Genomic DNA, 24,413 nt, shown 5'->3' with positions numbered 1-24,413 from the left:
CCACTGCGGCTCGCGTGCGGTTGATGGACACGCACGGGAGCCCAGGCACACCCCAGGCACAAGGTCTGAGCGTACCTACCTCATCCACTCCGGTCAAAACAAATGCCCCGGACCCGGCAGGCGCCCGCTTTGCCCCCCGAGTGGCTGCATAAACTACCCGAACAGGCCATCGTACCGAGGTTCAGGGAGTATCACATTGGCGAGCCGGATCCAGCGGCTGTACGCGCCCCTGCTCGCCTTCGCCCTCACCTCGGCCGCGTTCTGCACGGCCTGGGCGCTCCGCGGCAGCTTCCCCTTCGGCAACACCGGCCGCGCCATCAACGACCAGGCGAACCAGTACGTGCCCTTCCACCGGGCCCTGTGGGACCTGGTGCACGGCCAGGCCGCCGGTGACGTCCTCTTCACCTGGCGTGGGGGCTTCGGACAGCAGTTCCTGTCCGACTACTACACCTACCTCGGCAATCCGTTCTCCTGGCTGGCCGTGCTGGTGCCGCGGGCCCACGTCGACCTGGCGGTCTTCGTGATCACCCCGGTCACCATGGGCCTGGCGGCTGCCCTGATGGCGGTCTACCTGGGCCGGCTGGTGCCGGGCCCGTGGTGGCAGCGGGGGGTGCTGGGGGCGACGTACGGCCTGTGCGGGTGGGCGCTCAGCGACGCCTCGTACATCCCGATGTGGCTGTGGGGCCTGGTCGCCCTGCCGCTGCTGGGGATCGCCGTCGAGTGGTGCCTGGAGGGGCGGCGCTGGCCGGCCGCAACCGCGCTGGTCGCGCTCGCCTGGCTGGGCAACTTCTACACCGCGATGATGGCGACGATGGCGGCCTGCGTCCTGCTGGGCATCCGTCTCATCGTTCGGGACATGACCGGGAAGCAGCGGCTGCGCGCCCTGTTCCGGGCGGCCACCGCCGCGGCCACCGGCATACTCCTCACGCTCCCCCTCCTGCTGCCGTCCTTCCTCTCCAGCGGAGCGGCCCAGCCCACGAAGGCCGGCGAGTTCGACCCGCAGCGCCTGGACGTCTTCCTCACCGGCATGCTGCCCGCCACCCACCTGTGGGGCGGCCGGCCGCGGCTCTACATCGCCTCGCTGGGCCTCATCCTGGCGGGCTCCTTCCTGCTGAACACCGGCATCGCCAAGAAGACCCGGCTGGTCTGGGGCGTGGCCATCGTCCTGGTCGCGGCCTCGTTCCAGTTCCCGCCCACCCAGTACGTCTGGCACGGTCTGGCGGTGCCGAACGGCAACCCGTACCGCGAGGCCTTCGTGTTCAGCGGGATGCTGGTGATCGTCGCCTGGATGGCACTGGCCAACCGGCCGCGCCCGCTGCACCTTGCGATCACGGCGGGCCTCCTGGTGGCGGCCACCTTCCTGCTCCGCAACACCGACGACTTCGCTGTACAGACCTGGTACGCGGTCCTGGGCGGCGGCGCGCTCTCGCTGCTCGCCCTGGTCCTGCTGGGGATGGGCGAACGGCGGCGGGCGCTGGTGCCGGTCGCCGCGGCCCTGATGGTCGCGGTGGTCTTCGCCGAATCCACCCTGGCGGCCTTCAATGCGGACGAGAAGCGGGTCCGGGAGCGGTGGGCGAAGCCGGCCGTCACCTCCAGCCAGTCGATCACCAACCACTTCGAGGCCGTCCGCTCCGTGGACGGCTGGCCCGCATACCGGACCGACTCGGGCAGGCCCCAGACCTCGTACAACGACGCCCTGGCCCTCCAGGCCGAGGGCCCGCAGTACTACAGCAGCTACCTGCCCGAGGCCACCTACCGGGCCCTGGAACCGCTGGGCTACGGCTACAAGAACGACGGCCGCACCTTCTTCGGGTCCGACAACAGGGTCCTGGACGCGATCTTCTCCATCGGCGCCCGGGTGAGCCCGGTCCCGGGCGTGAAGAACGCCTGGCAGGGCGAGAAGTTCCTCGCTCCCCCGCTGGTCACCGTCCGCGACGGGGAATTCCGGTCGGCCGCCCCCGCGGGCAGCGTCTGGGCCAACCAGGAGAACGTCCTGGGCAAGCCCGTCTACCTGGTCCCCCGCACCAGCCGCTCCGGCAGCGCCACGGAGCAGAAGTACACGGCCGTGTGCAGCCCGGGCACCGAGGCCTACTGGTACTCCCCCGCCCTGAACGGCACCCTCACCCAGGGCGGCACCACGCACCGCCTGGAAGACCGGCAGACGGGCGTCCTGAAGCTCGGCACGGTCCCCGCGGGCGGCAGGCTCGACATCACCGTCAGGACCAAGAGCCAGGCCGAGGCCCCGGCCGCCCCGATCGGCTGCCTGGACCGCACCCAGCTCGCCGCCGCCGTGGAGGGCCTGGTCAAGACCGGCGCCACCGAGGTCAGGGCAGGCGGCCACACCATCGAGGCCACCCTCCCCCGCGGCACCACCGGCACCGCGGTCCTGGCCACGACGGACGTCCCCGGCTGGCAGTGCTCGGCCCCCACCAGGAGCTTCCACGGCCTCCTCGCCCTGGACCTCCCCGCGGGCACCGAAAAGATCTCCTGCACCTTCACCCCGAAGGGCCTCGGCCCCGGCCTGGCCGCCGCGGGCCTGGCCCTCCTGACCCTCCTCACGGTCACCACGGTCACCCTCCTCCGCCGCCGCACCACCCCGGCCGGCCCCCAGGAACCCGATCCCACGGATTCCACCGCCGCACCGGCCCCCCGGTCAGTACATTGACCGCCCTGATGATCGGGGGATTCGCATGGACGACTCGGCACACCTCCCGGGCGACGGCGGGCTGAACGACCGCGTCCCGTTCCTGGCCCGCCTGGAAAACGCAGAGGCCACGGCCTTACGCAACCTGGGCCGAGAACTCACGTTCGCACCACGAGCCCCGCTGATCCAGCAGCACGAACCCTCCACGCACATCCTGTTGATCCTCACCGGCTGGACCAAGGTGACGGCCTCCGCCGCCAGCGGTTACCAGGCGCTGCTCGCCTTGCGCGGCCCGGGGGACATCGTCGGCGAATCCGCCGCGGTCACCGGCCGCCCGCGCTCCGCCACCGTCACGGCGCTGGAACCCGTACGGGCCGTGGCCATCGACCATCGCGGTTTCCAGGACTTCCTCGCCCGCTCCCCCGCCGTCTCCCTCACCCTGCTCGGCCTGTCCGCCGACCGGACCCGGGCCGCAGACCGCAGACAGCTGGAGTTCGCCTCCATGAGCGTGCGCGAGCGGCTGGCCACCCTGCTGCTGGACCTCGCCCGCACCCATGGCCGCCGCACCGACAGCGGTGTGGAAATCAGTGTTCCGCTCACCAAGCAGGAGCTCGCGGGCGCGGTCCTGGCCTCCCGCGAAATGGTCCAGCGGCAGCTGAAGGAGCTCCGCGACCGCGGGGTCGTCAGCACCGGCCGCCGCGCGCTGGTGATCGTACGGCCGGACGTGCTCCGGCGGATCGGCCGCACCGGCACCTGAGCGTTCAGTGCACACGGTCACAGTCCGACTGCGTCATCTGCCCTCACCGCAGGCCTGGGCGTGCCCGCACCCTGTTTCTCGCACGGCACGCGCATGGCACGCGACCACGAGAGGCAGTCATGGCCCACCCGCTCAATCGCAACCTGCTCCTGCTCGACATCGAGAAGTTCAGCGACCGGGACGATGTGGAGCAGGCGTACCTCCGCCGGATGCTCTACGACGTGCTCGACCGCGTCCTGCAAGAGGCGGGCATCGACCAGACGCACCACCGGCGCGACGACCGGGGCGACGGTGTACTGGTCATGATCGACGCGAACGCACCCCTGACCGCACTGCTGCGGGTGCTGCTCACCGAGGCACCGGCCCAGCTGCGGTCGGTGAACCGGATGGCGTCCAGCGCGGCCCAGATCCGGCTGCGCGCCGTGGTGGCGACCGGCTTCGTGACGGTGGATGCCAACGACGGCGGGGTCGGCGACGACCTCAACCTCGCGTTCCGGCTGCTGGACGCCGACGGCCTGCGGGCCGCGCTCCGCGAGCGCACCGAGGACATCGCCCTGTGCGTGTCCGAGTCCGTGTACACGGGCATCGTCCGCCACGACCACACCGGAATCCCGCGGTCCGCATTCCACGAGTTCACCGTGAACAGCAAGAACGGCCCGCTGAAGGCCTGGCTGTACGGGCCGCTGCCGGCCGCTGTGTCGGCGGCGGCCCCGGCACCGGAGCCGCACCGGCTCCGCGCCGGCCGCACGGCGTCCGGTTCCGGTTCCTCCGGTGGCGGCCAGGTCGATTTCCACGGCACCAACAACGGGATCGTTGCCCATCAGATCAACGGCCCCATCGTTCAGGGTGGTGTGATCAACGGCGGAATCTCCATGCCCACGGACCGTGGTGACCGCGGATGAGCACTCCCGAACCGGGCGAGCCGCCGGCGCAGAAGCCGGCAGCGGAGGAAAAGGACACCGCCGAGCCCAGCGAGGACAGGGAAGGCGGAGCGAAGGCCGAGGAGCAGGAGCCGGCACCGCAGGCGGCCTGGGACACCCGGCAGACCCTCCGCCGGCACCTCCCCCGCACCCTGTCGTTCGACGGGGTGAACCACGGGGTGGTCGCCGACCAGATCGTCGGGGACGTCTACTACCAGTTCGGCCGGTCCGGCCCCACCCAGTCGTCCGGTGAAATCCCCGGCGAGGAACTGGACGCGCGGGCCCTGACCTTCGTCACCGAGGGCACCTCCTTCGAAACCCTGCGGGAGCGCCTTGAGAAGGAGCAGGTCCTGGTGTTGACCGGGGCACCGTTCACCGGCCGGCGCACCGCCGCCCTGATGCTGCTGCACCGGCTCGGTGCCACCCCGGTCCACGCGGTCGACCGGACCGTTCGGCCCGGGGAGCTGCTGGAGCGGCTGGGCAAGGGAAAGGTCCCGGGGCACGCCCTGTGCGATCTGCGGACCACTCCCACCGATCCGCTCCGCGAGACGCATCTGCTGGCGATCCGCAACCACCTGCGGAAGCACGGCGGCTTCCTGGTCATCACCACCGGACTGCGGCCCTGGGTGGAGGACGATGTCCGCACCTGGCCCTGGAACCCTCCGACGGCCGCCGCCATCCTCCGGTCCCACCTGGACCGGGCGGTCGGGCCCGGCCCGGCGCACCGTTTGATGGCGCTCGAGGCCGTGTCCGAGTTCCTGCCGCGCGGCCCTCAGCCGCGCGAAGTGGTCGCGTACTGCATGGAACTCCGGCGGTACGCCCTGGGCGAGATGGACGAAGATGCGCTCCGGCGGGCCTCGCTCGCCTCGGTGGTCCAGCAGGTACGGGAGTGGTTCGAGACCGACGAGGCCGACCTCCACCTGCGCGAAAAGGCGTTCCTCATCGCCCTCGCCGCATTCGACGTCGGACCGTACGCCCTGATCGCCGAGCTCAGCGACCTGCTCTTCGCATTCCTCCAGCGGACGGCGAACTCCGAGGCACCGAAGACGGTGCCCGTGTTCGGCACCCATATCGGCGACCGCATCGAACGGGCCCGAGCCCGCACCGACCCCGGGGTCGAACCCACCGAATGGGGCCCGGTGCGCCAGCTCAAGGCCGCCTTCCAGGACGACCGCACCGCCCGCGTCCTGCTCGGCGAGGTGTGGACGGGGCATCCGTCGGCCCGTCCCGCCCTGGTGACCTGGCTCGGCCGGCTCGCCGAAGACGGCCGGCCGTTCGTACGGACCCGCGCGGCGGCGACGGTGGCCTCGCTGGCCGGCACCGATCTGCCCTCGGCCATGGCGCTGGTCATCGAGCCCTGGGCCAGGTCCCGGAAGACCGCACTCCGGGTCGGCGCGGTCGCCGCCCTGGCCCTGTCCCACCGCGCTGGAGCCCCCAACATCCTCCGGATCACCGACGACTGGACCGCCGGCTCGGACCCCCGGCTCGGCTGGGTGGGGGTCCGGGTCCAGGGACTCCTGGGGCACGAACGGCCGGAGGCGGCACTGGCCGCACTGCGTGTACAGGCACGGAAGCAGTACGGCACCGAAACCGACGGAACGCTGGCAGCCGAGCTGGCCCAGTCCGTGGAACTGCTCCTGCTGTCGCCTGCTGCCACCCGGGTCCTGGACGAGGTGCTGCGGACGCTGGACGACCACCGGTCCGTGTTCGAGCTCTCCGTCCGCGGCTTCCTCGGGGCCTGCCGGCACACCGACGAGGACACCGGCAGCCGCCCCCTCGTCCTCGACCGGTACGCGTCAGATGACAACGGGTCCGTGAGCACCGGGATACCACGGCTCCTGAGGTCCGCCCTGGGCGACCGGGACTTCACCCACGAAGCCCTGCTCGTCCTCACCGGATGGATCAGGGCCGCCGACGCGCACCCCGCGACCGAATGGGCCCTCGCCGCACTGCTGCCGCGACTCATCACCGATGGCACCGAGCACCGGCGCATCGAGCACCTCCTCCACACCATCCGCGGCGACGACGGCGGACCGCGTCCCGCGGTCACCGAGCGGCTGCTGACGGTCCTCTCCCGGCTCTGACCACAAGGAGAACCAGATGTCATCGAGCAACTTCGACTGGTTACAGACAGCCGACCGGCACACCCCGCTGATCGACCCGGTGATCAGCGTCCGGCAGCTCGCCCGGCTGGATCTCCGCCGCAAACGGCTGACCCGCTTCGATCACTGTCTCGTCTACGCGACCCACACGGGCGAATACCTGGTCTTCCAGCCGCCCCACCGGCCCAGAGCGACCGCCCGGTACAGCGCGGTCTACGAAGTGGACACGGGCCTGCACCCGGTACGGGACGAACTGACCCTGCCCAGCGCGAACGACGCTCTGGAATTCCAGGCCACCGTGGACATGCAGTGGCAGGTCCACGATCCCGTCGCCTTCGTCCGCAGCGGCTGCCGCGACGTACCCCGGCTGCTGACGGGCGAGCTGGAACGCCTCGCCCGCGCCGTCGCCCGGAAGTTCGACATCGTGGACAGTGCGGCTGCCGAGACGGAACTCCTGGCGGCGGCCGAGCTGTGGGAGCCGCTGGGCACGGCGGCCGGCCTGCGGACCACCTCGACGCTGCGGCTGCGCCGGAACCAGGAGGCGATCGCCCATCAGGCGCGCCTCCAGACCATCGGCCACCAGGCAGCCGAGAGCGTCCTCACCGAACAGCACGGAATCCAGGTGGACGCCGCCGCCGACCGGCGCCGTGACGCACTGCTCCGGCTGCGCGCGGAGCGCACCGACCTGTACGAGGGGTTCCTGGACCAGAGCGGGGTCCGGGCCTGGGCCTGGTACCTCAGCCAGCACCCCGAGGAGACCAAGGAGTTCATGGCCCACCTCCGGGAGGACCAGCGGAACCTGATCAGCGCCCAGCTGAAGCTCGTCACCAAACTGTTCGAAGAGCAGACGGCGGAGAACCACGAGCTGGCCGAACCCCGCCGGCACGCGGTGAAGGCGCTCACCGATGTACTCGCGCAGCCCCTCGGCGGCAACCCGGTGCCCGAGGAGTCCCGGCCGCCGCGGGAGGAATCCCGCTGGGAGAAACCGCCCGGCTACGGCCGGAGCCCCGTCGAACCGGACCAGGAGTGACGGCCGTGCCCGAACCCGACGACGATCTCGACTACCGCCACGCCCCGGGTACCCGCGTGCACTACACCGCCCACCAGCGCGGCACCGGGCTGACCGCCCTCGGCCGGCTGGCCCTGCACCTTCCCGGAGCCCTCTTCGGCCTGCTGCTGATCGGCCTGCTCAGCCGCGGGCTGCAGGGCGCCACCGGAATTCCGTACGGCATACCGGTGGCGCTCTGGCTGGCGGCGGGAGTGCTCTGCTTCCACCGCCCCACCGAGGCCTGCCTCGCCCGTTACCTCCTGCGGCTGCACCCGCCACGGCCGGAGGAGCTCGCGCTGCTCGCCTCCGTATGGCGTGAGGTGACGGCCCGGGCGGGCGTGGACGGGAACCGGTACCAGCTGTGGGTCGAGGAGAGCAGCGAGGTGACGTCCTCGGCGGCGGGCGGCCACATCGTGATCGTCACCCGGCGCTCCCTGGAGACACTGCGCACCTCCCAGCTGGCGGCGGTACTCGCCCACGAACTGGGCCACCACACTGCCGGGCACACCTGGAGCAGGCTGCTGACCTGGTGGTACGCCCTGCCCGGCCGGCTCCTGTGGCTGATCCTCCGGCCCGCCGGGCGAGTGGCCCTGCGGGAGGCGAAACGTATGCCCGTTCCGGCCGCGCTCCTGCTCGGCGCCGCCCTGGTCTGGGGCGGCTGCCTCGCCCTGGCCGCAACCTACGGCGCACCGCTGCTGCTCCTGGCCCTGCCCTTCCTCACCGCCGCCGTTGCACGCCGGGCCGAGCTGCGGGCCGACCGGCATGCGGCCATCCTCGGGTTCGGACCCCCGCTCGCCGAGGTGCTGGCCGCGGCCGGCCCGGACGACGAGGAGGTGGGCACCCTGCAACTGCTGCTGTCTCCCGATCCGCACCCCCGCACCCGGCTGCACCACCTCCGGCGGTACCTCCCGCCCCCGGGGTGAGAACGCCGCAGGGCGGCCACCCCGTGAGGGGTGACCGCCCTGTGCTTGTTACTGCCTGTGACCTCAGCCGTTGTACGGGCCGTAGTCGTAGTCCTCCAGCGGGACAGCCTGGCCGGAGCCGGTGCCGAAGGGCGAGTAGTCGATGTCGTCGTAGCCGACGGCCGAGTACATCGCGGCCTTCGCCTCCTCGGTGGGCTCCACCCGGATGTTGCGGTAGCGGGACAGACCCGTACCGGCCGGGATGAGCTTACCGATGATGACGTTCTCCTTGAGGCCGATGAGGCTGTCGGACTTGGCGTTGATCGCCGCATCCGTCAGGACTCGGGTCGTCTCCTGGAAGGAGGCGGCCGACAGCCAGGACTCCGTCGCGAGCGAGGCCTTGGTGATACCCATCAGCTGCGGACGGCCGGAGGCGGGGTGACCGCCCTCGGTGACCACGCGACGGTTCTCGGTCTCGAACTTCGACCGCTCGACGAGCTCGCCCGGAAGCAGCTCGGCGTCGCCGGACTCGATGATCGTCACGCGGCGCAGCATCTGCCGGATGATGATCTCGATGTGCTTGTCGTGGATCGACACGCCCTGCGAGTTGTACACCTTCTGGACTTCGCCGACCAGGTGGACCTGGACCGCGCGCTGACCGAGGATGCGGAGCACGTCGTGCGGGTTGGTGGCACCCGCGGTGAGCTTCTGGCCCACCTCGACGTGGTCGCCCTCGGCGACCTCGAGGCGCGCACGCTTCGAGATCGGGAACGCGGTCTCGTCCGAACCGTCATCGGGGGTGATGACGATCTTCTTGGTCTTCTCGGTCTCCTCGATCCGCACGCGGCCGGCGGCCTCGGAGATCGGGGCGACACCCTTCGGGGTACGGGCCTCGAAGAGCTCGACGACACGCGGCAGACCCTGGGTGATGTCGTCACCGGCCACACCACCGGTGTGGAAGGTACGCATCGTCAGCTGGGTACCGGGCTCACCGATGGACTGGGCGGCGATGATGCCGACCGCCTCACCGATGTCGACCAGCTTGCCGGTGGCCAGCGAGCGGCCGTAGCAGAAGGCACAGGTGCCGACGGCGGACTCACAGGTCAGGACCGAGCGGACCTTGACCTCCTCGACGCCGTTCGCGATGACGGCGTCGATGAGCACGTCACCGAGGTCGACGTTGGCCGGCGCGATGACCTTGCCGTCGATGACCAGGTCCTCGGCCAGCATGCGGGCGTAGACCGAGGTCTCCGCGTCGTCCGCCTTGCGCAGCACGCCGTCCTCGCCGCGGACACCGATCTTCAGCTTCAGACCGCGCTCGGTGCCGCAGTCCTCCTCGCGGATGATCACGTCCTGCGAGACGTCCACCAGACGACGGGTCAGGTAACCCGAGTCGGCGGTACGCAGGGCGGTGTCGGCCAGACCCTTACGGGCACCGTGGGTGGAGATGAAGTACTCCAGCACGGACAGGCCCTCACGGAACGAGGCCTTGATCGGACGCGGGATGGTCTCGTTCTTCGCGTTCGACACCAGACCACGCATACCGGCGATCTGCCGCATCTGCATCATGTTTCCTCGGGCACCCGAGTCAACCATCATGAAGATGGGGTTGGTCTTGGGGAAGTTCGCGTTCATCGCCTCGGCAACCTCGTTGGTCGCCTTGGTCCAGATCGCGATGAGCTCCTGCGTGCGCTCGTCCTTGGTGATCAGACCGCGCTCGTACTGCTTCTGGACCTTCTCGTCCTGGGCCTCGTAGCCCGCGACGATCTCCTTCTTGGCCTCGGGGACCACGACGTCGGAGATGGCCACGGTGACACCGGAACGGGTCGCCCAGTGGAAGCCGGCCGCCTTCAGGTTGTCGAGCGTCGCCGCCACGATGACCTTGGGGTAGCGCTCCGCCAGGTCGTTGACGATCTCGGAGAGCTGCTTCTTGCCCACCGAGTAGTCGACGAACGGGTAGTCCTCGGGCAGCAGCTCGTTGAAGAGCGCGCGGCCCAGGGTGGTGCGCAGCCGGAAGGTGTCTCCCTGCTGGAACTCCTGCTCACCCTCCTCGGCGACCGGGGGAACCCAGCCGCGCGGCGGAATGGTGCCCACCGGGAAGCGGATGTCGACCTGCGACTGCAGGGCCAGCTCGCCGGCGTCGAACGCCATGATCGCCTCGGCCGTGGAGCCGAAGGACCGGCCCTCGCCCTTGGTGTCACGGAGCTCACCGTCGGTGGTCAGGAAGAACAGACCGAGGACCATGTCCTGGGTCGGCATCGTGACCGGACGGCCGTCGGCCGGCTTGAGGATGTTGTTGGAGGACAGCATCAGGATGCGGGCCTCGGCCTGCGCCTCCGCGGAGAGCGGCAGGTGGACGGCCATCTGGTCACCGTCGAAGTCCGCGTTGAACGCGGTGCAGACGAGCGGGTGGATCTGGATGGCCTTGCCCTCGACCAGCTGCGGCTCGAAGGCCTGGATGCCGAGGCGGTGCAGCGTGGGCGCACGGTTCAGCAGCACCGGGTGCTCGGCGATGACCTCTTCGAGGACGTCGTACACCACGGTGCGACCGCGCTCGACCATGCGCTTGGCGCTCTTGATGTTCTGCGCGTGGTTCAGGTCGACCAGGCGCTTCATCACGAACGGCTTGAAGAGCTCCAGCGCCATGGCCTTGGGCAGACCACACTGGTGCAGCTTCAGCTGCGGGCCGACGACGATGACGGAACGCGCCGAGTAGTCGACTCGCTTGCCGAGCAGGTTCTGACGGAATCGACCCTGCTTGCCCTTCAGCATGTCGCTGAGGGACTTCAGCGGACGGTTGCCGGGGCCCGTGACCGGGCGACCACGACGGCCGTTGTCGAAGAGGGCGTCGACCGCCTCCTGGAGCATCCGCTTCTCGTTGTTCACGATGATCTCGGGGGCACCGAGGTCGAGCAGACGCTTCAGACGGTTGTTGCGGTTGATCACACGGCGGTACAGGTCGTTCAGGTCGGAGGTCGCGAAGCGGCCACCGTCCAGCTGCACCATCGGACGCAGGTCCGGCGGGATCACCGGGACGCAGTCCAGCACCATGCCCTTGGGGCTGTTGCTGGTCTGCAGGAACGCGGAGACGACCTTGAGGCGCTTGAGCGCACGGGTCTTCTTCTGGCCCTTGCCGGTCCGGATGATCTCGCGGAGGCGCTCGGCCTCCTCCTCCAGGTCGAAGGACTCCAGGCGCTTCTGCAGCGCCGCGGCACCCATCGAGCCGTCGAAGTACGTGCCGAAGCGGTCACGCAGCTCGCGGTAAAGGAGCTCGTCGCCCTCGAGGTCCTGGACCTTGAGGTTCTTGAAGCGGTTCCAGACCTCGTCCAGGCGGTCGATCTCGCGCTGGGAGCGGTCGCGGAGCTGCTTCATCTCGCGCTCGGCGCCCTCGCGCACCTTGCGGCGCACGTCGGCCTTGGCGCCCTCGGCCTCGAGCTCGGCCAGGTCGGTCTCGAGCTTCTTGGCGCGGGCCTCGAGGTCGGCGTCGCGGCGGTTCTCGATCTGCTGGCGCTCGACGGAGACGTGGGCCTCCAGCGACGGCAGGTCGCGGGTACGGCGCTCGTCGTCCACGAACGTGATCATGTACGCGGCGAAGTAGATGACCTTCTCGAGGTCCTTCGGCGCGAGGTCCAGCAGGTAGCCCAGGCGCGACGGGACGCCCTTGAAGTACCAGATGTGGGTGACGGGAGCGGCAAGCTCGATGTGGCCCATGCGCTCACGGCGCACCTTGGCGCGCGTGACCTCGACGCCACAGCGCTCACAGATGATGCCCTTGAAGCGGACACGCTTGTACTTGCCGCAGTAGCACTCCCAGTCCCGGGTCGGACCGAAGATCTTCTCGCAGAAGAGTCCGTCCTTTTCGGGCTTCAGGGTGCGGTAGTTGATGGTCTCCGGCTTCTTTACCTCGCCGTGGGACCAGGTACGGATGTCGTCCGCGGTGGCAAGGCCGATCCGCAGCTCGTCGAAGAAGTTGACGTCGAGCACTGTGCGTCAATCCCTCTTTCGGGGTCGTGTCTCTTGATCAGTGGTCTGAAACGGTCCCGGGGACGGCGGGGGCTCTTGTGGAGCCCCCGCCGGGCCCGTCAGACCTCTTCGACGCTGCTCGGCTCGCGCCGGGACAGGTCGATACCGAGCTCCTCCGCCGCGCGGAAGACGTCCTCGTCGGTGTCGCGCATCTCGATGGACATGCCGTCCGAGGACAGCACCTCCACGTTGAGGCAGAGCGACTGCATTTCCTTGATGAGCACCTTGAAGGACTCGGGAATGCCCGGCTCGGGGATGTTCTCGCCCTTGACGATGGCCTCGTAGACCTTCACTCGGCCGGTGACGTCGTCGGACTTGATGGTCAGCAGCTCCTGGAGGGCGTACGCGGCGCCGTATGCCTCCAGCGCCCACACCTCCATCTCACCGAAGCGCTGGCCACCGAACTGCGCCTTACCACCCAGCGGCTGCTGCGTGATCATCGAGTACGGACCGGTCGAACGGGCGTGGAGCTTGTCGTCGACCAGGTGGTGGAGCTTGAGGATGTACATGTACCCGACCGAGATCGGGTCCGGGAACGGCTCGCCGGAGCGGCCGTCGAACAGGCGCGCCTTGCCGGACGGGAGCACCATGCGCTCGCCGTCGCGGTTCGGGATCGTGTGCTGCAGGAGGCCGGCGAGCTCGTCCTCACGGGCACCGTCGAACACCGGGGTGGCGACGTTGGTGCCGGGGGCGACCTGGTCGGCGCCGATGGCCTGCAGACGCTGGGCCCACTCGTCCGCGAGGCCGGAGACGTCCCAGCCGCGGCTGGCGAGCCAGCCGAGGTGGATCTCCAGGACCTGTCCCGGGTTCATTCGGGACGGGACACCGAGCGGGTTGAGGATGATGTCGACCGGAGTTCCGTCCTCGAGGAACGGCATGTCCTCGATGGGCAGGATCTTCGAAATGACACCCTTGTTGCCGTGGCGGCCGGCGAGCTTGTCACCGTCGGTGATCTTGCGCTTCTGGGCGACGTAGACGCGGACCAGCTGGTTCACGCCCGGGGGAAGCTCGTCCCCCTCCTCGCGGTCGAAGACGCGAACGCCGATGACCTTGCCGATCTCACCGTGCGGCACCTTCAGCGAGGTGTCACGCACCTCGCGGGCCTTCTCACCGAAGATCGCGCGGAGCAGGCGCTCCTCCGGGGTCAGCTCGGTCTCACCCTTCGGGGTGACCTTGCCGACCAGGATGTCGCCGGCGACGACGTCCGCACCGATGCGGATGATGCCGCGCTCGTCGAGGTCGGCGAGGACCTCCTCGGAGACGTTCGGGATGTCCCGGGTGATCTCCTCGGGGCCCAGCTTGGTGTCACGGGCGTCGACCTCGTGCTCCTCGATGTGGATCGAGGAGAGGACGTCGTCCTGTACGAGGCGCTGCGACAGGATGATCGCGTCCTCGTAGTTGTGGCCCTCCCACGGCATGAACGCCACGAGCAGGTTCTTGCCGAGGGCCATCTCGCCCTCTTCGGTCGCCGGGCCGTCGGCGAGGACCTGGGATTCGACGATCCGGTCGCCCTCGTTGACGATCACCTTCTGGTTGACCGAGGTGCCCTGGTTCGAGCGGGAGAACTTGGCGACGCGGTACGTGGTGTACGTGCCGTCGTCGTTGGCGACGGTGATGTAGTCGGCCGAGACCTCCTGGACCACACCGTCCTTCTCCGCACGGATCGAGTCACCGGCGTCGACCGCACAGCGGTACTCCATGCCGGTGCCGACGAGCGGGGCCTCCGCCTTGATGAGCGGAACGGCCTGGCGCATCATGTTCGCGCCCATGAGGGCACGGTTGGCGTCGTCGTGCTCGAGGAAGGGGATCATCGCGGTCGCGACGGACACCATCTGGCGCGGCGAGACGTCCATGTAGTCGACGTCGTCGCCGGCGATGTAGTCGATCTCGCCGCCACGACGGCGGACGAGCACGCGGGCCTCGGTGAAGCGCATGTCCTCGGACAGGCCGGCGTTGGCCTGGGCGATGACGAAGCGGTCCTCTTCATCGGCGGTCAGGTAGTCGACCTCGTCGGTGACGGTGCCGTTGACGACCTTGCGGTACGGGGTCTCGACGAAGCCGAACGCGTTGACGCGGCCGTAGGAGGCGAGCGAGCCGATCAGACCGATGTTCGGGCCTTCGGGGGTCTCGATCGGGCACATGCGGCCGTAGTGCGACGGGTGAACGTCACGGACCTCGAAGCCGGCCCGCTCACGGGACAGACCACCCGGGCCGAGCGCGGACAGACGACGCTTGTGCGTCAGCCCGGACAGCGGGTTGTTCTGGTCCATGAACTGCGACAGCTGGCTGGTGCCGAAGAACTCCTTGATGGAGGCGACGACCGGCCGGATGTTGATCAGGGTCTGCGGCGTGATGGCCTCGACGTCCTGCGTGGTCATACGCTCGCGGACGACGCGCTCCATACGGGCCAGACCCGTGCGGACCTGGTTCTGGATGAGCTCGCCGACGTTGCGCAGACGACGGTTGCCGAAGTGGTCGATGTCGTCGGTCTCGACGACGATCGAGTTGCCGTTCTCGCCGATCGTCTCGACCTCGCCCGCGTGCAGCTTCACGAGGTACTTGATCGTCGCGATGACGTCGTCGGTGGTGAGCACGCCGGCGTCCAGCGGCTCGTCCGCACCGAGCTTCTTGTTGACCTTGTAGCGGCCGACCTTCGCGAGGTCGTAGCGCTTCGGGTTGAAGTACAGGTTCTCCAGCAGCGTCTGCGCGGCCTCACGGGTCGGCGGCTCGCCCGGGCGCAGCTTGCGGTAGATGTCGAGCAGCGCGTCGTCCTGGCCCTGGGTGTGGTCCTTCTCCAGGGTGGCGCGCATGGACTCGTACTCGCCGAACTCCTCGAGGATCTGCTCGGTGGTCCAGCCGAGAGCCTTCAGGAGGACGGTGACGGACTGCTTGCGCTTGCGGTCGATGCGGACGCCGACCATGTCGCGCTTGTCGACCTCCATCTCCAGCCAGGCACCCCGGGACGGGATGATCTTGGCGGAGAAGATGTCCTTGTCGGACGTCTTGTCGATGGAGGAGTCGAAGTAGACACCCGGGGAACGGACCAGCTGCGACACCACGACACGCTCGGTGCCGTTGATGACGAAGGTGCCCTTGTTGGTCATGAGCGGGAAGTCGCCCATGAAGACCGTCTGAGACTTGATCTCACCGGTCTCGTTGTTCGTGAACTCGGCCGTGACGAAGAGCGGGGCCGCGTACGTGAAGTCGCGCTCCTTGCACTCGTCCACGGAGTTCTTCGCCGGCTCGAACCGGTGGTCGCGGAAGGTCAGCGACATCGACCCGGAGAAGTCCTCGATCGGGGAGATCTCCTCGAAGATCTCCTCCAGACCGGACTTGGTGGGGACGTCCTGTCCACTCTCCAGCGCCGACTCGACGCGAGACTTCCAGGCGGCATTGCCGAGCAGCCAGTCAAAGCTCTCGGTCTGCAGCGCCAGGAGGTTCGGAACCTCGAGGGGCTCCTTGATCTTTGCAAAGGAGATGCGCAGCGGGGCGGTGCTGGCGCCGTTGTTCGTATTGGTCGAGGCGTTGCGCGAGGCGGCCAAGAGGGGGTCCTTCCGAGGGCTCGGACTCACTACGCGCGTACCGGTCCCAGCCGACACAGAAGACAGAAGCTTTCCATCTGGCCAAAAGACCAGGTCAGAGACGTTCAGTCTGTGTGCTCGAGCGTGGGCATGCCCCTGGCGACGGGCAGGGGGCAGCTAACAGGCAGCGCAAAGGGTCAGTGTAGCCACTTGGCTCACTGATGTCCAGACCAGGTCTCCGGAGTCCGGCAACAGGCCTTCCCCACAGTTTTTCAAACCAACCCTGCGTTCAACGGCTGCGGCCCCCTCGCACACGGAGCGCGTATGAATACTGCCCTCTTCGTAGTCGATCCATGCCTCGGATCCGGATCGACCTTCCGCCCTCACAACGGGACTGAGAATTGCGCGCCGCGTGCCGTTCGTCAAGGCCCCGTGCTCCGTGCGGATCACCTCGGGCCCCGGCAGCAGGGCAACGAAGATCACCATACTCCTCAACGACAGCAGGGCAAGCCAGGCACTTCGGATACGCCAAAGGGCGACCACCCGTACGGGTGATCGCCCCTTGTCAGAGGCCGTCAGGCGGCCTCGGAGGTGTTACTTGACCTCGACGGCCGCACCGGCAGCCTTGAGGGACTCGGCGGCCTTCTCAGCGGCCTCCTTGTTGACCTTCTCGAGGACCGGCTTCGGGGTGCCGTCGACGAGGTCCTTGGCCTCCTTCAGGCCCAGGGAGGTCAGCTCACGCACGACCTTGATGACCTGGATCTTCTTGTCGCCCGCACCGGTGAGGATGACGTCGAACTCGTCCTTCTCCTCCTCGGGCTCGACAGCGGTGCCCGGGCCGGCGGGGCCCGCAACGGCGACGGCCGCGGCGGCGGTGACGTCGAACTTCTCCTCGAACGCCTTCACGAACTCGGAGAGCTCGATGAGGGTCATCTCCTCGAACTGCGCGAGCAGGTCTTCCTGAGACAGCTTCGCCATGATGGGCGATCCTTCCACTAATTCGGCTGGTGCCGGATGTATCGAAACGGCGGGCGTACTGTCGGCCCGCTACGACCCACGCACGAGTGCGCGTGGATCAATGCGCGAGCCGAATTACTCGGCACCGCCCTGCTCGGCGAGCTTGACGCGAAGCGCTTCCGCGGTGCGGACGAACTTCGACGGCAGCGCCTGGAAGAGCGAGGCAGCCTGGGACTGCTTGCCCTTGAACGCGCCGGCCAGCTTGCTGAGCAGAACCTCGCGGGACTCGAGGTCCGCAAGCTTCTTGATCTCGTCGGCGGTCAGCGCCTTGCCATCAAGGACACCGCCCTTGATGACGAGGTTCGGGTTGTCCTTGGCGAAGTCACGCAGAGCCTTCGCCGACTCCACCGGGTCACCGGTGATGAAGGCGGCCCCGGTCGGACCAGAGAACTGGTCGTCCAGCGAGGCGATCCCGGCCTGGTTGGCCGCAATCTTGGTCAGCGTGTTCTTCACCACGGCGTACTGGGCGTTCTCACCGAGCGAACGACGCAGCGTCTTGAGCTGCGCCACGGTGAGACCCCGGTACTCGGTCAGCACGACGGCGTTCGAGCTGCGGAACTGGTCCTCAAGCTCGGCTACCGCGGCAGCCTTGTCGGGCCTTGCCATAGAGCGTCGGCCTCCTTCCGGGTGATGAGGACCGCTCAGAAGGGGCTGAACAAAACGAAACGCCCCGGCGCAGGCGCACGGGGCGTAGCTCGACCAGAACGAATCCGGGAGCTTTCCACAGTCACCTGCGCGGGTCGTCCGCATTCAGCGGATCCTTCGGCCACCGTCCCCTTGCGGACACGGCAACGACCAGCGGTCTTTGGCTTCTGGGAGAGCTTAAGGGATGGTGCCGATATCAAGCAAATCCGGCAGGGCGGTCAGAGCCGCAGGTCGGGTCAGGCCGGGTCAGGCCGCGTCCTTGGCCCGCTTGGACAGCTCCGCCAGGTCGATGACCTGGTCGGCCGGCGGAGCCGTGATCTCGACCGGCTGGTTGTAGTCCGTGAACTTGATCGTCATGTCGAGCGGACCCTGGGCGCTGTCGCCGCGCATGCGGAACTGCTTGGTGCGGTCGTTGTCGCCGATCCACATGTCCATGGTCAGGCTCTGGACACCCATGGTCTCCAGCTGCTTCACGGACTTCTCCCGGCGCTCCCTGACCTCCGGGGCGGCCGAGGCGGCTGCCGCCTTCATCTGCTCCAGGGTGACCGTGCCGGCCAGGTGGGTGGTCTTCTGGCCGTCGATGGTCTCCTCGCCGGCCTTCTTCAGGTCCTTGGCCTCGAGCAGCTCGTTCGCCCGGTCCCCCGGGTTCTCGGCGCTGTTGCCGCCCTTGGCCAGGGAGTCCAGGGACTTGCCCGCCTTGGCGTCGAGGCTCTTGAGGTCGAACTTCAGCCACTTGGCCTCGGCACCCATGTACATGGCGCCGTCGACCAGCCGGATCTCCACGTTCTCGCCGGGCTTCTCCGGGTTGGCCATCTTCATGGCCATGCCCACCGCGGGCTTCAGCCGCATGGACACCTCACCGTTGACCTGCTGGCCCGCGGTGGTGCCGGACATCGTGTAGCGGAGCGAGGTGATCTCCTCGGACTTCTTCTTCACCTTTTCCAGGTACGCGGCCGGCGCGACCTCGGTGACCGCGTTGTTGCCGTTGGCGTTGCCGTTGCCGTTGCCCCCGCCGGCCTTGTCCCCCGCCTTGGTCTGTCCACAGGCGGTGGCCCCGCCCGCCAGCAGCACTCCGGCCAGTACCAGGCCGGCCGTCTTGATCGTCTTCCGGTTCGTGAACACGTCTCCCCCACCCCTTGTGATCTTTTGTGCAGATCCGACTGTACGTGTTCTGCCGCCGCCCGCCCGGAATTTTCGTACCGGAGCACGACATACGACATCGGGCCCCCCGCACCCTGGAGGGGGTGCGAGGGGCCCGATGTTCAGCCACTCATCAGGGGGCCGTCAGGCCCGGCCTGATCAGACCGCGGCCGGGTCCTCCTCGACGAGGAGGTTGCGGGTGCGGTTCGGGTCCAGCTGGATGCCGGGGCCCATGGTGGTGCTCAGGGCGGCCTTCTTGACGTAGCGGCCCTTCGCGGCGGACGGCTTCAGACGGAGGATCTCCTCCAGGGCCGCGCCGTAGTTCTCGACCAGCTGCTCATCGGTGAAGGAGACCTTGCCGATGATGAAGTGCAGGTTCGAGTGCTTGTCGACACGGAACTCGATCTTGCCGCCCTTGATGTCCGTGACAGCCTTCGCCACGTCCATGGTGACCGTGCCGGTCTTCGGGTTCGGCATCAGGCCACGGGGACCGAGCACGCGGCCGAGGCGGCCGACCTTGCCCATGAGGTCCGGGGTGGCGACAACCGCGTCGAACTCGTTCAGGCGGTTGCCCTTGGCGATCTCGTCGATCAGCTCGTCGTTGCCGACGATGTCGGCGCCGGCGGCTTCCGCGGCTGCAGCACGGTCACCGGTCGCGAAGACCAGGACCCGGGCGGTCTTGCCGGTGCCGTGCGGGAGGTTCACGGTGCCGCGGACCATCTGGTCGGCCTTGCGCGGGTCGACACCCAGGCGGAAGGCAACCTCGACGGTCGCATCGAACTTGACGGACGAGGTCTCCTTGGCGAGACGGACGGCCTCGAGCGGGGCGTACTGCTTCTCCCGGTCGACCTTGGCGTCCGCAGCGCGGAGAGTCTTGCTGCGCTTCACTTCTGCTCCTGTTGTTGTTGCTTCAGGTGTGGAGTCGTGGTGCGGACCAGCGCTTGGCCCTACCACTGATTACTGCTGAGAGGCTGGATCAGCCTTCGACCGTGATGCCCATGGAGCGGGCGGTGCCGGCGATGATCTTCGACGCGGCGTCCAGGTCGTTGGCGTTCAGGTCGGGAAGCTTGACCGTGGCGATCTCGCGGACCTGGGCCTCGGTGAGCTTGGCGACCTTGGTCTTGTGCGGCTCGCCGGAGCCCTTCTCCACACCCGCGGCCTTGAGGATCAGGCGGGCGGCCGGGGGGGTCTTCGTCACGAAGGTGAAGGTGCGGTCCTCGTAGACCGTGATCTCCACCGGCACGACCATGCCACGCTGCGACTCGGTCGCGGCGTTGTAGGCCTTGCAGAACTCCATGATGTTGACGCCGTGCTGGCCGAGCGCGGGGCCGACCGGCGGGGCCGGGTTGGCCGCACCGGCGTTGATCTGGAGCTTGATAAGCCCCGTGACCTTCTTCTTCTTGGGAGGCATTGCTCTCTCCGGGTCCTAGTGAGAGTTTTCCAGCCTCCAACCGGTCATCCGGATGGAGGCATACCGCACCACGATAACGGGTATGGGTGCGGGGCTGAAAACCGAGCAGGTCAGACCGCCCTGAGGGGCCGGTCTGACCTGTCCGGAAGACGGTGTGCCAGAAGATCAGTTCTTCTGGATCTGGTCGAAGCTGAGCTCGACCGGGGTCTCGCGGCCGAAGATCTCGACGAGGCCCTTGACCTTCTTCGAGTCGGGGTTGATCTCGTTGATGGTCGCCTGCAGCGTGGCGAACGGGCCGTCGGTGACGGTGACCGAGTCGCCGACCTCGAAGTCCAGGACCTCGATGGTGCGCTTGACGGCGGGCGCCGGGAGACCGGCCGCCTCGGCGGCAGCCTTCTCGGCCTTCTCCTTGGCCTCCGGGGCGAGCATCTTGACGATCTCGTCCAGGGTCAGCGGGTACGGGTCGTAGGCGTTGCCCACGAAGCCGGTGACGCCGGGGGTGTTGCGGACGACGCCCCAGGACTCGTTCGTCAGATCCATTCGGACGAGAACGTAACCGGGCAGCTTGTTCTGCCGGACGTTCTTGCGCTCGCCGTTCTTGATCTGGACGATCTCTTCCTCGGGCACTTCGGCCTGGTAGATGAACTCCTCGACGTTCAGCGAGACGGCGCGCTGCTCCAGGTTGGCCTTCACGCGCTTCTCGTAGCCGGCGTAGGTGTGGATCACGTACCACTCGCCGGGGAGCACGCGGAGCTCGTCGCGCAGGGCCTGGATCGGGTCGACGGGCTCGGCCGGCTCCTCCGGAGCCTCCTCCGCCTCGACCTCGGCCTCGGCGACGGCCTCGGGGGCCTCCTGGGCCTCCTCGGCATCGGCCTCGGCGGCCTCGTCCTCGATGTGCAGGGCCGCTTCCTCGGCCGGCTCGCCCGCCTCGGCGTCGGCGATCTCGACCTCGTCAGGGTCCACAGCGTCCGCCGCCTCGACGATGTCGAGCTCGTCCTCGACGGACTCGACGGAGTCGGGGCTCACGTTCAGGTTCGGGTCAGACACGGTGGCGGCTTCTTCCTGGATACAAAAATGGGTGGAACATGCGAAAACGGGCGGCACCCATCAAGGCGCCGCCCTCCGCGGGGATCAGCCGAAGACGAACTTGATGGCTTCCTGGAACCCATAGTCAATCACGGTCACCAGACCGATCATGATGAGCACGAAGACAATCACCACGGTGGTGTACGTCGTCAGCTGGCTGCGAGTGGGCCATACGACCTTGCGGAGCTCCGCCACGACCTGGCGGTAGAAGAGCGCGAGGCGGCCCAGAGGGCCCTTCTTTCCGCGCTTGCCGCCCTTGCGGGCCTTCTTCTCGCGGGTCTCGTCCTCGGCATCAGGCATGTCGATGGAGCCCAGGGCGTCCGTCACGTCTCTCACCTGAATCCGGGTCATGGCCGTGCCGCGCCCGGTTGAGCCGCACGGCGGTGCATCGAAGTACGTACCTGCGCACACATCCGGCGAAGGAGTGTGGAGCAGGGCCGGAGGGACTCGAACCCCCAACCGCTGGTTTTGGAGACCAGTGCTCTACCAATTGAGCTACGACCCTTTGCGTCCCCCAACCTACCGCATCCGAGCGGGTGCACGGAGTACACGCGATCCGGAGCGGCTGCTGAGGTCCAACGACAGGTGAGTGTACGTGTTCTGCGGCCCGACGTCGAACAGGATTGATCAGCGGCCCGGCCGCAGCCGTTCCCGAGGCGCACCCGAGGGCCCCTGGAGGACGTGCGGAGACGGCGCCGAGACGCTACGGAGGTGTTCCGTCCGCTCTCTGAAACAGGGTGCCGCGGCCGTTTTCCGTCTGGGACGATTGGCCCCATGACCTCTGCAACGCCTTCCTCCGAGCGCCGGGTTTCCGCCCGTATCGGCGCCATCTCCGAGTCCGCCACCCTCGCCGTGGACGCCAAGGCCAAGGCCCTCAAGGCCGCCGGACGCCCGGTGATCGGCTTCGGGGCGGGCGAGCCCGACTTCCCGACCCCGGACTACATCGTCGAGGCCGCCGTCGAGGCCTGCCGCGACCCGAAGTTCCACCGCTACACGCCGGCCGGCGGCCTCCCGGAGCTCAAGAAGGCCATCGCCGAGAAGACCCTGCGCGACTCCGGTTACCAGGTCGACCCGGCCCAGGTCCTGGTCACCAACGGCGGCAAGCAGGCCATCTACAACGCCTTCGCCGCCATCCTCGACCCGGGCGACGAGGTCATCGTCCCGGCCCCGTACTGGACCACCTACCCCGAGTCCATCCAGCTCGCCGGCGGTGTCCCGGTCGAGGTGGTCGCCGACGAGACCACCGGCTACCGGGTCTCCGTCGAGCAGCTCGAGGCCGCGCGCACCGAGCGCACCAAGGTCGTCCTCTTCGTCTCCCCCTCGAACCCGACCGGTGCGGTCTACAGCGAGGAGGACGCCCGCGCCATCGGCGAGTGGGCCGCCGAGCACGGCCTGTGGGTGCTGACCGACGAGATCTACGAGCACCTGGTCTACGGCGACGCGAAGTTCACCTCGCTGCCGGTGCTGGTGCCCGCGCTGGCCGACCGCTGCATCATCGTCAACGGCGTCGCCAAGACGTACGCGATGACCGGCTGGCGGGTCGGATGGGTGATCGGCCCGAAGGACATCATCAAGGCCGCGACCAACCTGCAGTCGCACGCCACCTCCAACGTCTCCAACGTGGCGCAGATCGCCGCGCTGGCCGCCGTCTCCGGCAACCTGGACGCCGTGGCGGAGATGCGGACGGCCTTCGACCGCCGCCGCCAGACCATGGTCCGGATGCTGAACGAGATCGACGGCGTGGTCTGCCCGACCCCCGAGGGCGCCTTCTACGCGTACCCCTCGGTCAAGGCCCTGCTGGGCAAGGAGATCCGCGGGCAGCGCCCGGCCTCCTCCGCCGAGCTCGCCTCCCTGATCCTGGACGAGGTCGAGGTCGCCGTGGTCCCGGGCGAGGCCTTCGGCACCCCGGGCTACCTGCGTCTTTCGTACGCCCTGGGCGACGAGGACCTGGTGGAGGGCGTGTCCCGGATCCAGAAGCTGCTGGCCGAGGCCAAGGCGTAGGCCTGGGCCCGGCCGGGGCGGACCCGGTCCGGAGCGGCGGCACCCCTGCGGGGGTGCCGCCGCTCCGGCGTTCCGGGCCCCGTATTCACGTTCGGGCAAGGTCCCGTTCAGGGAATGGGCTGCCGAACGGGTGACGCATACGGCAGGATCACCGGATGGAGCACGTACGCGATCTCACGCTTCTGCCGAAAGCCCACCTGCACCTGCACTTCACCGGGTCGATGCGCCCGTCGACCCTGCTGGAGCTCGCCGACAAGTACGGCGTACGGCTGCCCGACGCGCTGACCGCCGGAGAGCCGCCCAAACTGCGCGCCACCGACGAGCGCGGCTGGTTCCGCTTCCAGCGGCTGTACGACGCTGCGCGCTCCTGCCTGCGGGAGCCCGACGACATCCGGCGGCTGGTCCGCGAGGCTGCCGAGGAGGACGTCCGGGACGGTGGCGGCTGGCTGGAGATCCAGGTCGACCCCACCTCGTACGCGCCGCTGCTGGGCGGTCTGATTCCGGCCGTCGAGATCATCCTGGACGCGGTGGAATCCGCATCCCGGGACACCGGTCTCGGCATGCGGGTACTGATCGCCGCCAACCGGATGAAGCACCCGCTGGACGCCCGCACCCTGGCCCGGCTCGCGGTCCGCTACGCCGACCGCGGGGTGGTGGGCTTCGGGCTCTCCAACGACGAGCGGCGCGGTATGGCCCGCGATTTCGACCGGGCCTTCGCCATCGCGCGCGAGGGCGGGCTGCTCGCGGCCCCGCACGGCGGTGAGCTGACCGGGCCGGCCTCCGTCCGGGACTGCCTGGACGATCTGCACGCGGCCCGGATCGGGCACGGCGTCCGGGCGGCCGAGGACCCGCGGCTGCTGCAACGGCTCGCGGACCGGCAGATCACCTGCGAGGTCTGCCCGGCCTCCAATGTGGCGCTGGGGGTCTACGAGAAGCCGGAGGACGTCCCGCTGCGCACCCTCTTCGAGGCCGGGGTGCCCCTGGCGCTGGGGGCCGACGATCCGCTGCTCTTCGGCTCGCGGCTGGCGGCGCAGTACGAGATCGCCCGTCGGTACCACGCCTTCACGGACGCGGAGCTGGCCGAGCTGGCCCGGCAGTCGGTGCGCGGTTCGGCGGCACCGGAAGACGTACAGGCGAAGCTGCTCGGCGGGATCGACCACTGGCTGGTCGGCTGAGGCCCAGGGGCAGGGCAGGGG

At 68.7% G+C, this 24,413-nt stretch carries 17 protein-coding genes and 1 tRNA gene; 8 read left to right on the top strand and 10 right to left on the bottom strand.

What is annotated here, in order from left to right; translation table 11 throughout:
* The first annotated feature begins 196 nt into the window (after positions 1 to 196).
* The 6 genes from DEJ50_RS19370 (at position 197) to DEJ50_RS19345 (ending at position 8,394) form a co-directional block, all read left to right on the top strand.
* The gene (locus tag DEJ50_RS19370; RefSeq protein WP_223837827.1) at positions 197 to 2,665 is read left to right on the top strand and encodes a YfhO family protein; all 2,469 of its coding nucleotides are present in this window, start codon (positions 197 to 199) and stop codon (positions 2,663 to 2,665) included.
* Positions 2,666 to 2,690: 25 nt separating this feature from the next.
* Positions 2,691 to 3,401 carry a Crp/Fnr family transcriptional regulator gene (locus DEJ50_RS19365; RefSeq protein ID WP_150209230.1) on the top strand — a complete coding sequence of 237 codons (711 nt, stop codon included), beginning with the start codon at positions 2,691 to 2,693 and terminating at the stop codon, positions 3,399 to 3,401.
* 119 nt (positions 3,402 to 3,520) lie between these two features.
* A complete protein-coding gene (locus DEJ50_RS19360; RefSeq protein WP_150209229.1) occupies positions 3,521 to 4,303 on the top strand; it encodes a hypothetical protein in 783 nt (260 codons plus the stop codon).
* Positions 4,300 to 6,405, top strand: coding sequence for a hypothetical protein (locus tag DEJ50_RS19355; protein ID WP_150209228.1), 2,106 nt, complete (start codon positions 4,300 to 4,302; stop codon positions 6,403 to 6,405). The genes DEJ50_RS19360 and DEJ50_RS19355 overlap by 4 nt, the downstream gene beginning before the upstream one ends.
* Before the next feature lie 16 nt (positions 6,406 to 6,421).
* Positions 6,422 to 7,453, top strand: a complete 1,032-nt coding sequence (locus DEJ50_RS19350; RefSeq protein WP_150209227.1) for a hypothetical protein — start codon at positions 6,422 to 6,424, stop codon at positions 7,451 to 7,453.
* Positions 7,454 to 7,458: 5 nt separating this feature from the next.
* Positions 7,459 to 8,394, top strand: coding sequence for a M48 family metalloprotease (locus DEJ50_RS19345; protein WP_223837826.1), 936 nt, complete (start codon positions 7,459 to 7,461; stop codon positions 8,392 to 8,394).
* Between the two features lie 63 nt (positions 8,395 to 8,457).
* On the opposite strand, the gene DEJ50_RS19340 is transcribed toward DEJ50_RS19345, so the two are convergent.
* The 10 genes from DEJ50_RS19340 to DEJ50_RS19290 form a co-directional block, all read right to left on the bottom strand.
* Positions 8,458 to 12,357, bottom strand: coding sequence for a DNA-directed RNA polymerase subunit beta' (locus DEJ50_RS19340; RefSeq protein ID WP_150209226.1), 3,900 nt, complete (start codon positions 12,355 to 12,357; stop codon positions 8,458 to 8,460).
* Positions 12,358 to 12,455: 98 nt separating this feature from the next.
* Entirely contained in the window at positions 12,456 to 15,938 is a 3,483-nt protein-coding gene (gene rpoB / locus DEJ50_RS19335; protein WP_150209225.1) for a DNA-directed RNA polymerase subunit beta, read from the bottom strand.
* Between the two features lie 573 nt (positions 15,939 to 16,511).
* On the bottom strand, positions 16,512 to 16,895 hold the full coding sequence (rplL, locus tag DEJ50_RS19325) for a 50S ribosomal protein L7/L12 (protein ID WP_150209224.1): 384 nt from the start codon (positions 16,893 to 16,895) through the stop codon (positions 16,512 to 16,514).
* Between the two features lie 114 nt (positions 16,896 to 17,009).
* Complete coding sequence (gene rplJ, locus DEJ50_RS19320; RefSeq protein WP_150209223.1) at positions 17,010 to 17,540, bottom strand: 50S ribosomal protein L10; 531 nt, start codon at positions 17,538 to 17,540, stop codon at positions 17,010 to 17,012.
* 285 nt (positions 17,541 to 17,825) lie between these two features.
* Positions 17,826 to 18,701, bottom strand: a complete 876-nt coding sequence (locus DEJ50_RS19315; protein WP_223837825.1) for an LppX_LprAFG lipoprotein — start codon at positions 18,699 to 18,701, stop codon at positions 17,826 to 17,828.
* 177 nt (positions 18,702 to 18,878) lie between these two features.
* Positions 18,879 to 19,607, bottom strand: a complete 729-nt coding sequence (rplA, locus tag DEJ50_RS19310) for a 50S ribosomal protein L1 (protein WP_150209222.1) — start codon at positions 19,605 to 19,607, stop codon at positions 18,879 to 18,881.
* 88 nt (positions 19,608 to 19,695) lie between these two features.
* A complete protein-coding gene (gene rplK / locus DEJ50_RS19305) occupies positions 19,696 to 20,130 on the bottom strand; it encodes a 50S ribosomal protein L11 (protein ID WP_150209221.1) in 435 nt (144 codons plus the stop codon).
* A 165-nt stretch (positions 20,131 to 20,295) separates the two neighbouring features.
* Positions 20,296 to 21,177 (bottom strand): transcription termination/antitermination protein NusG, encoded by an 882-nt coding sequence (nusG, locus tag DEJ50_RS19300; RefSeq protein ID WP_150209220.1) that lies wholly within the window; start codon positions 21,175 to 21,177, stop codon positions 20,296 to 20,298.
* Positions 21,178 to 21,261: 84 nt separating this feature from the next.
* Positions 21,262 to 21,543 (bottom strand): preprotein translocase subunit SecE, encoded by a 282-nt coding sequence (gene secE, locus DEJ50_RS19295; RefSeq protein WP_150212225.1) that lies wholly within the window; start codon positions 21,541 to 21,543, stop codon positions 21,262 to 21,264.
* A gap of 105 nt (positions 21,544 to 21,648) precedes the next feature.
* Positions 21,649 to 21,721, bottom strand: a tRNA-Trp gene (locus tag DEJ50_RS19290).
* 269 nt (positions 21,722 to 21,990) lie between these two features.
* On the opposite strand from DEJ50_RS19290, the gene DEJ50_RS19285 reads away from it, so the two are divergent.
* Complete coding sequence (locus DEJ50_RS19285) at positions 21,991 to 23,217, top strand: pyridoxal phosphate-dependent aminotransferase (protein ID WP_150209219.1); 1,227 nt, start codon at positions 21,991 to 21,993, stop codon at positions 23,215 to 23,217.
* Positions 23,218 to 23,372: 155 nt separating this feature from the next.
* Positions 23,373 to 24,392: an adenosine deaminase gene (locus DEJ50_RS19280; RefSeq protein ID WP_150209218.1), complete on the top strand. Its 1,020-nt coding sequence runs from the start codon at positions 23,373 to 23,375 to the stop codon at positions 24,390 to 24,392.
* Positions 24,393 to 24,413: the final 21 nt, after the last annotated feature.

Source organism: Streptomyces venezuelae (assembly GCF_008642295.1).
GTDB lineage: Bacteria > Actinomycetota > Actinomycetes > Streptomycetales > Streptomycetaceae > Streptomyces > Streptomyces venezuelae_C.
The sequence above is the reverse complement of the archived record's forward strand: the minus strand, read 5'-3'. Positions and strand labels throughout refer to the sequence as shown.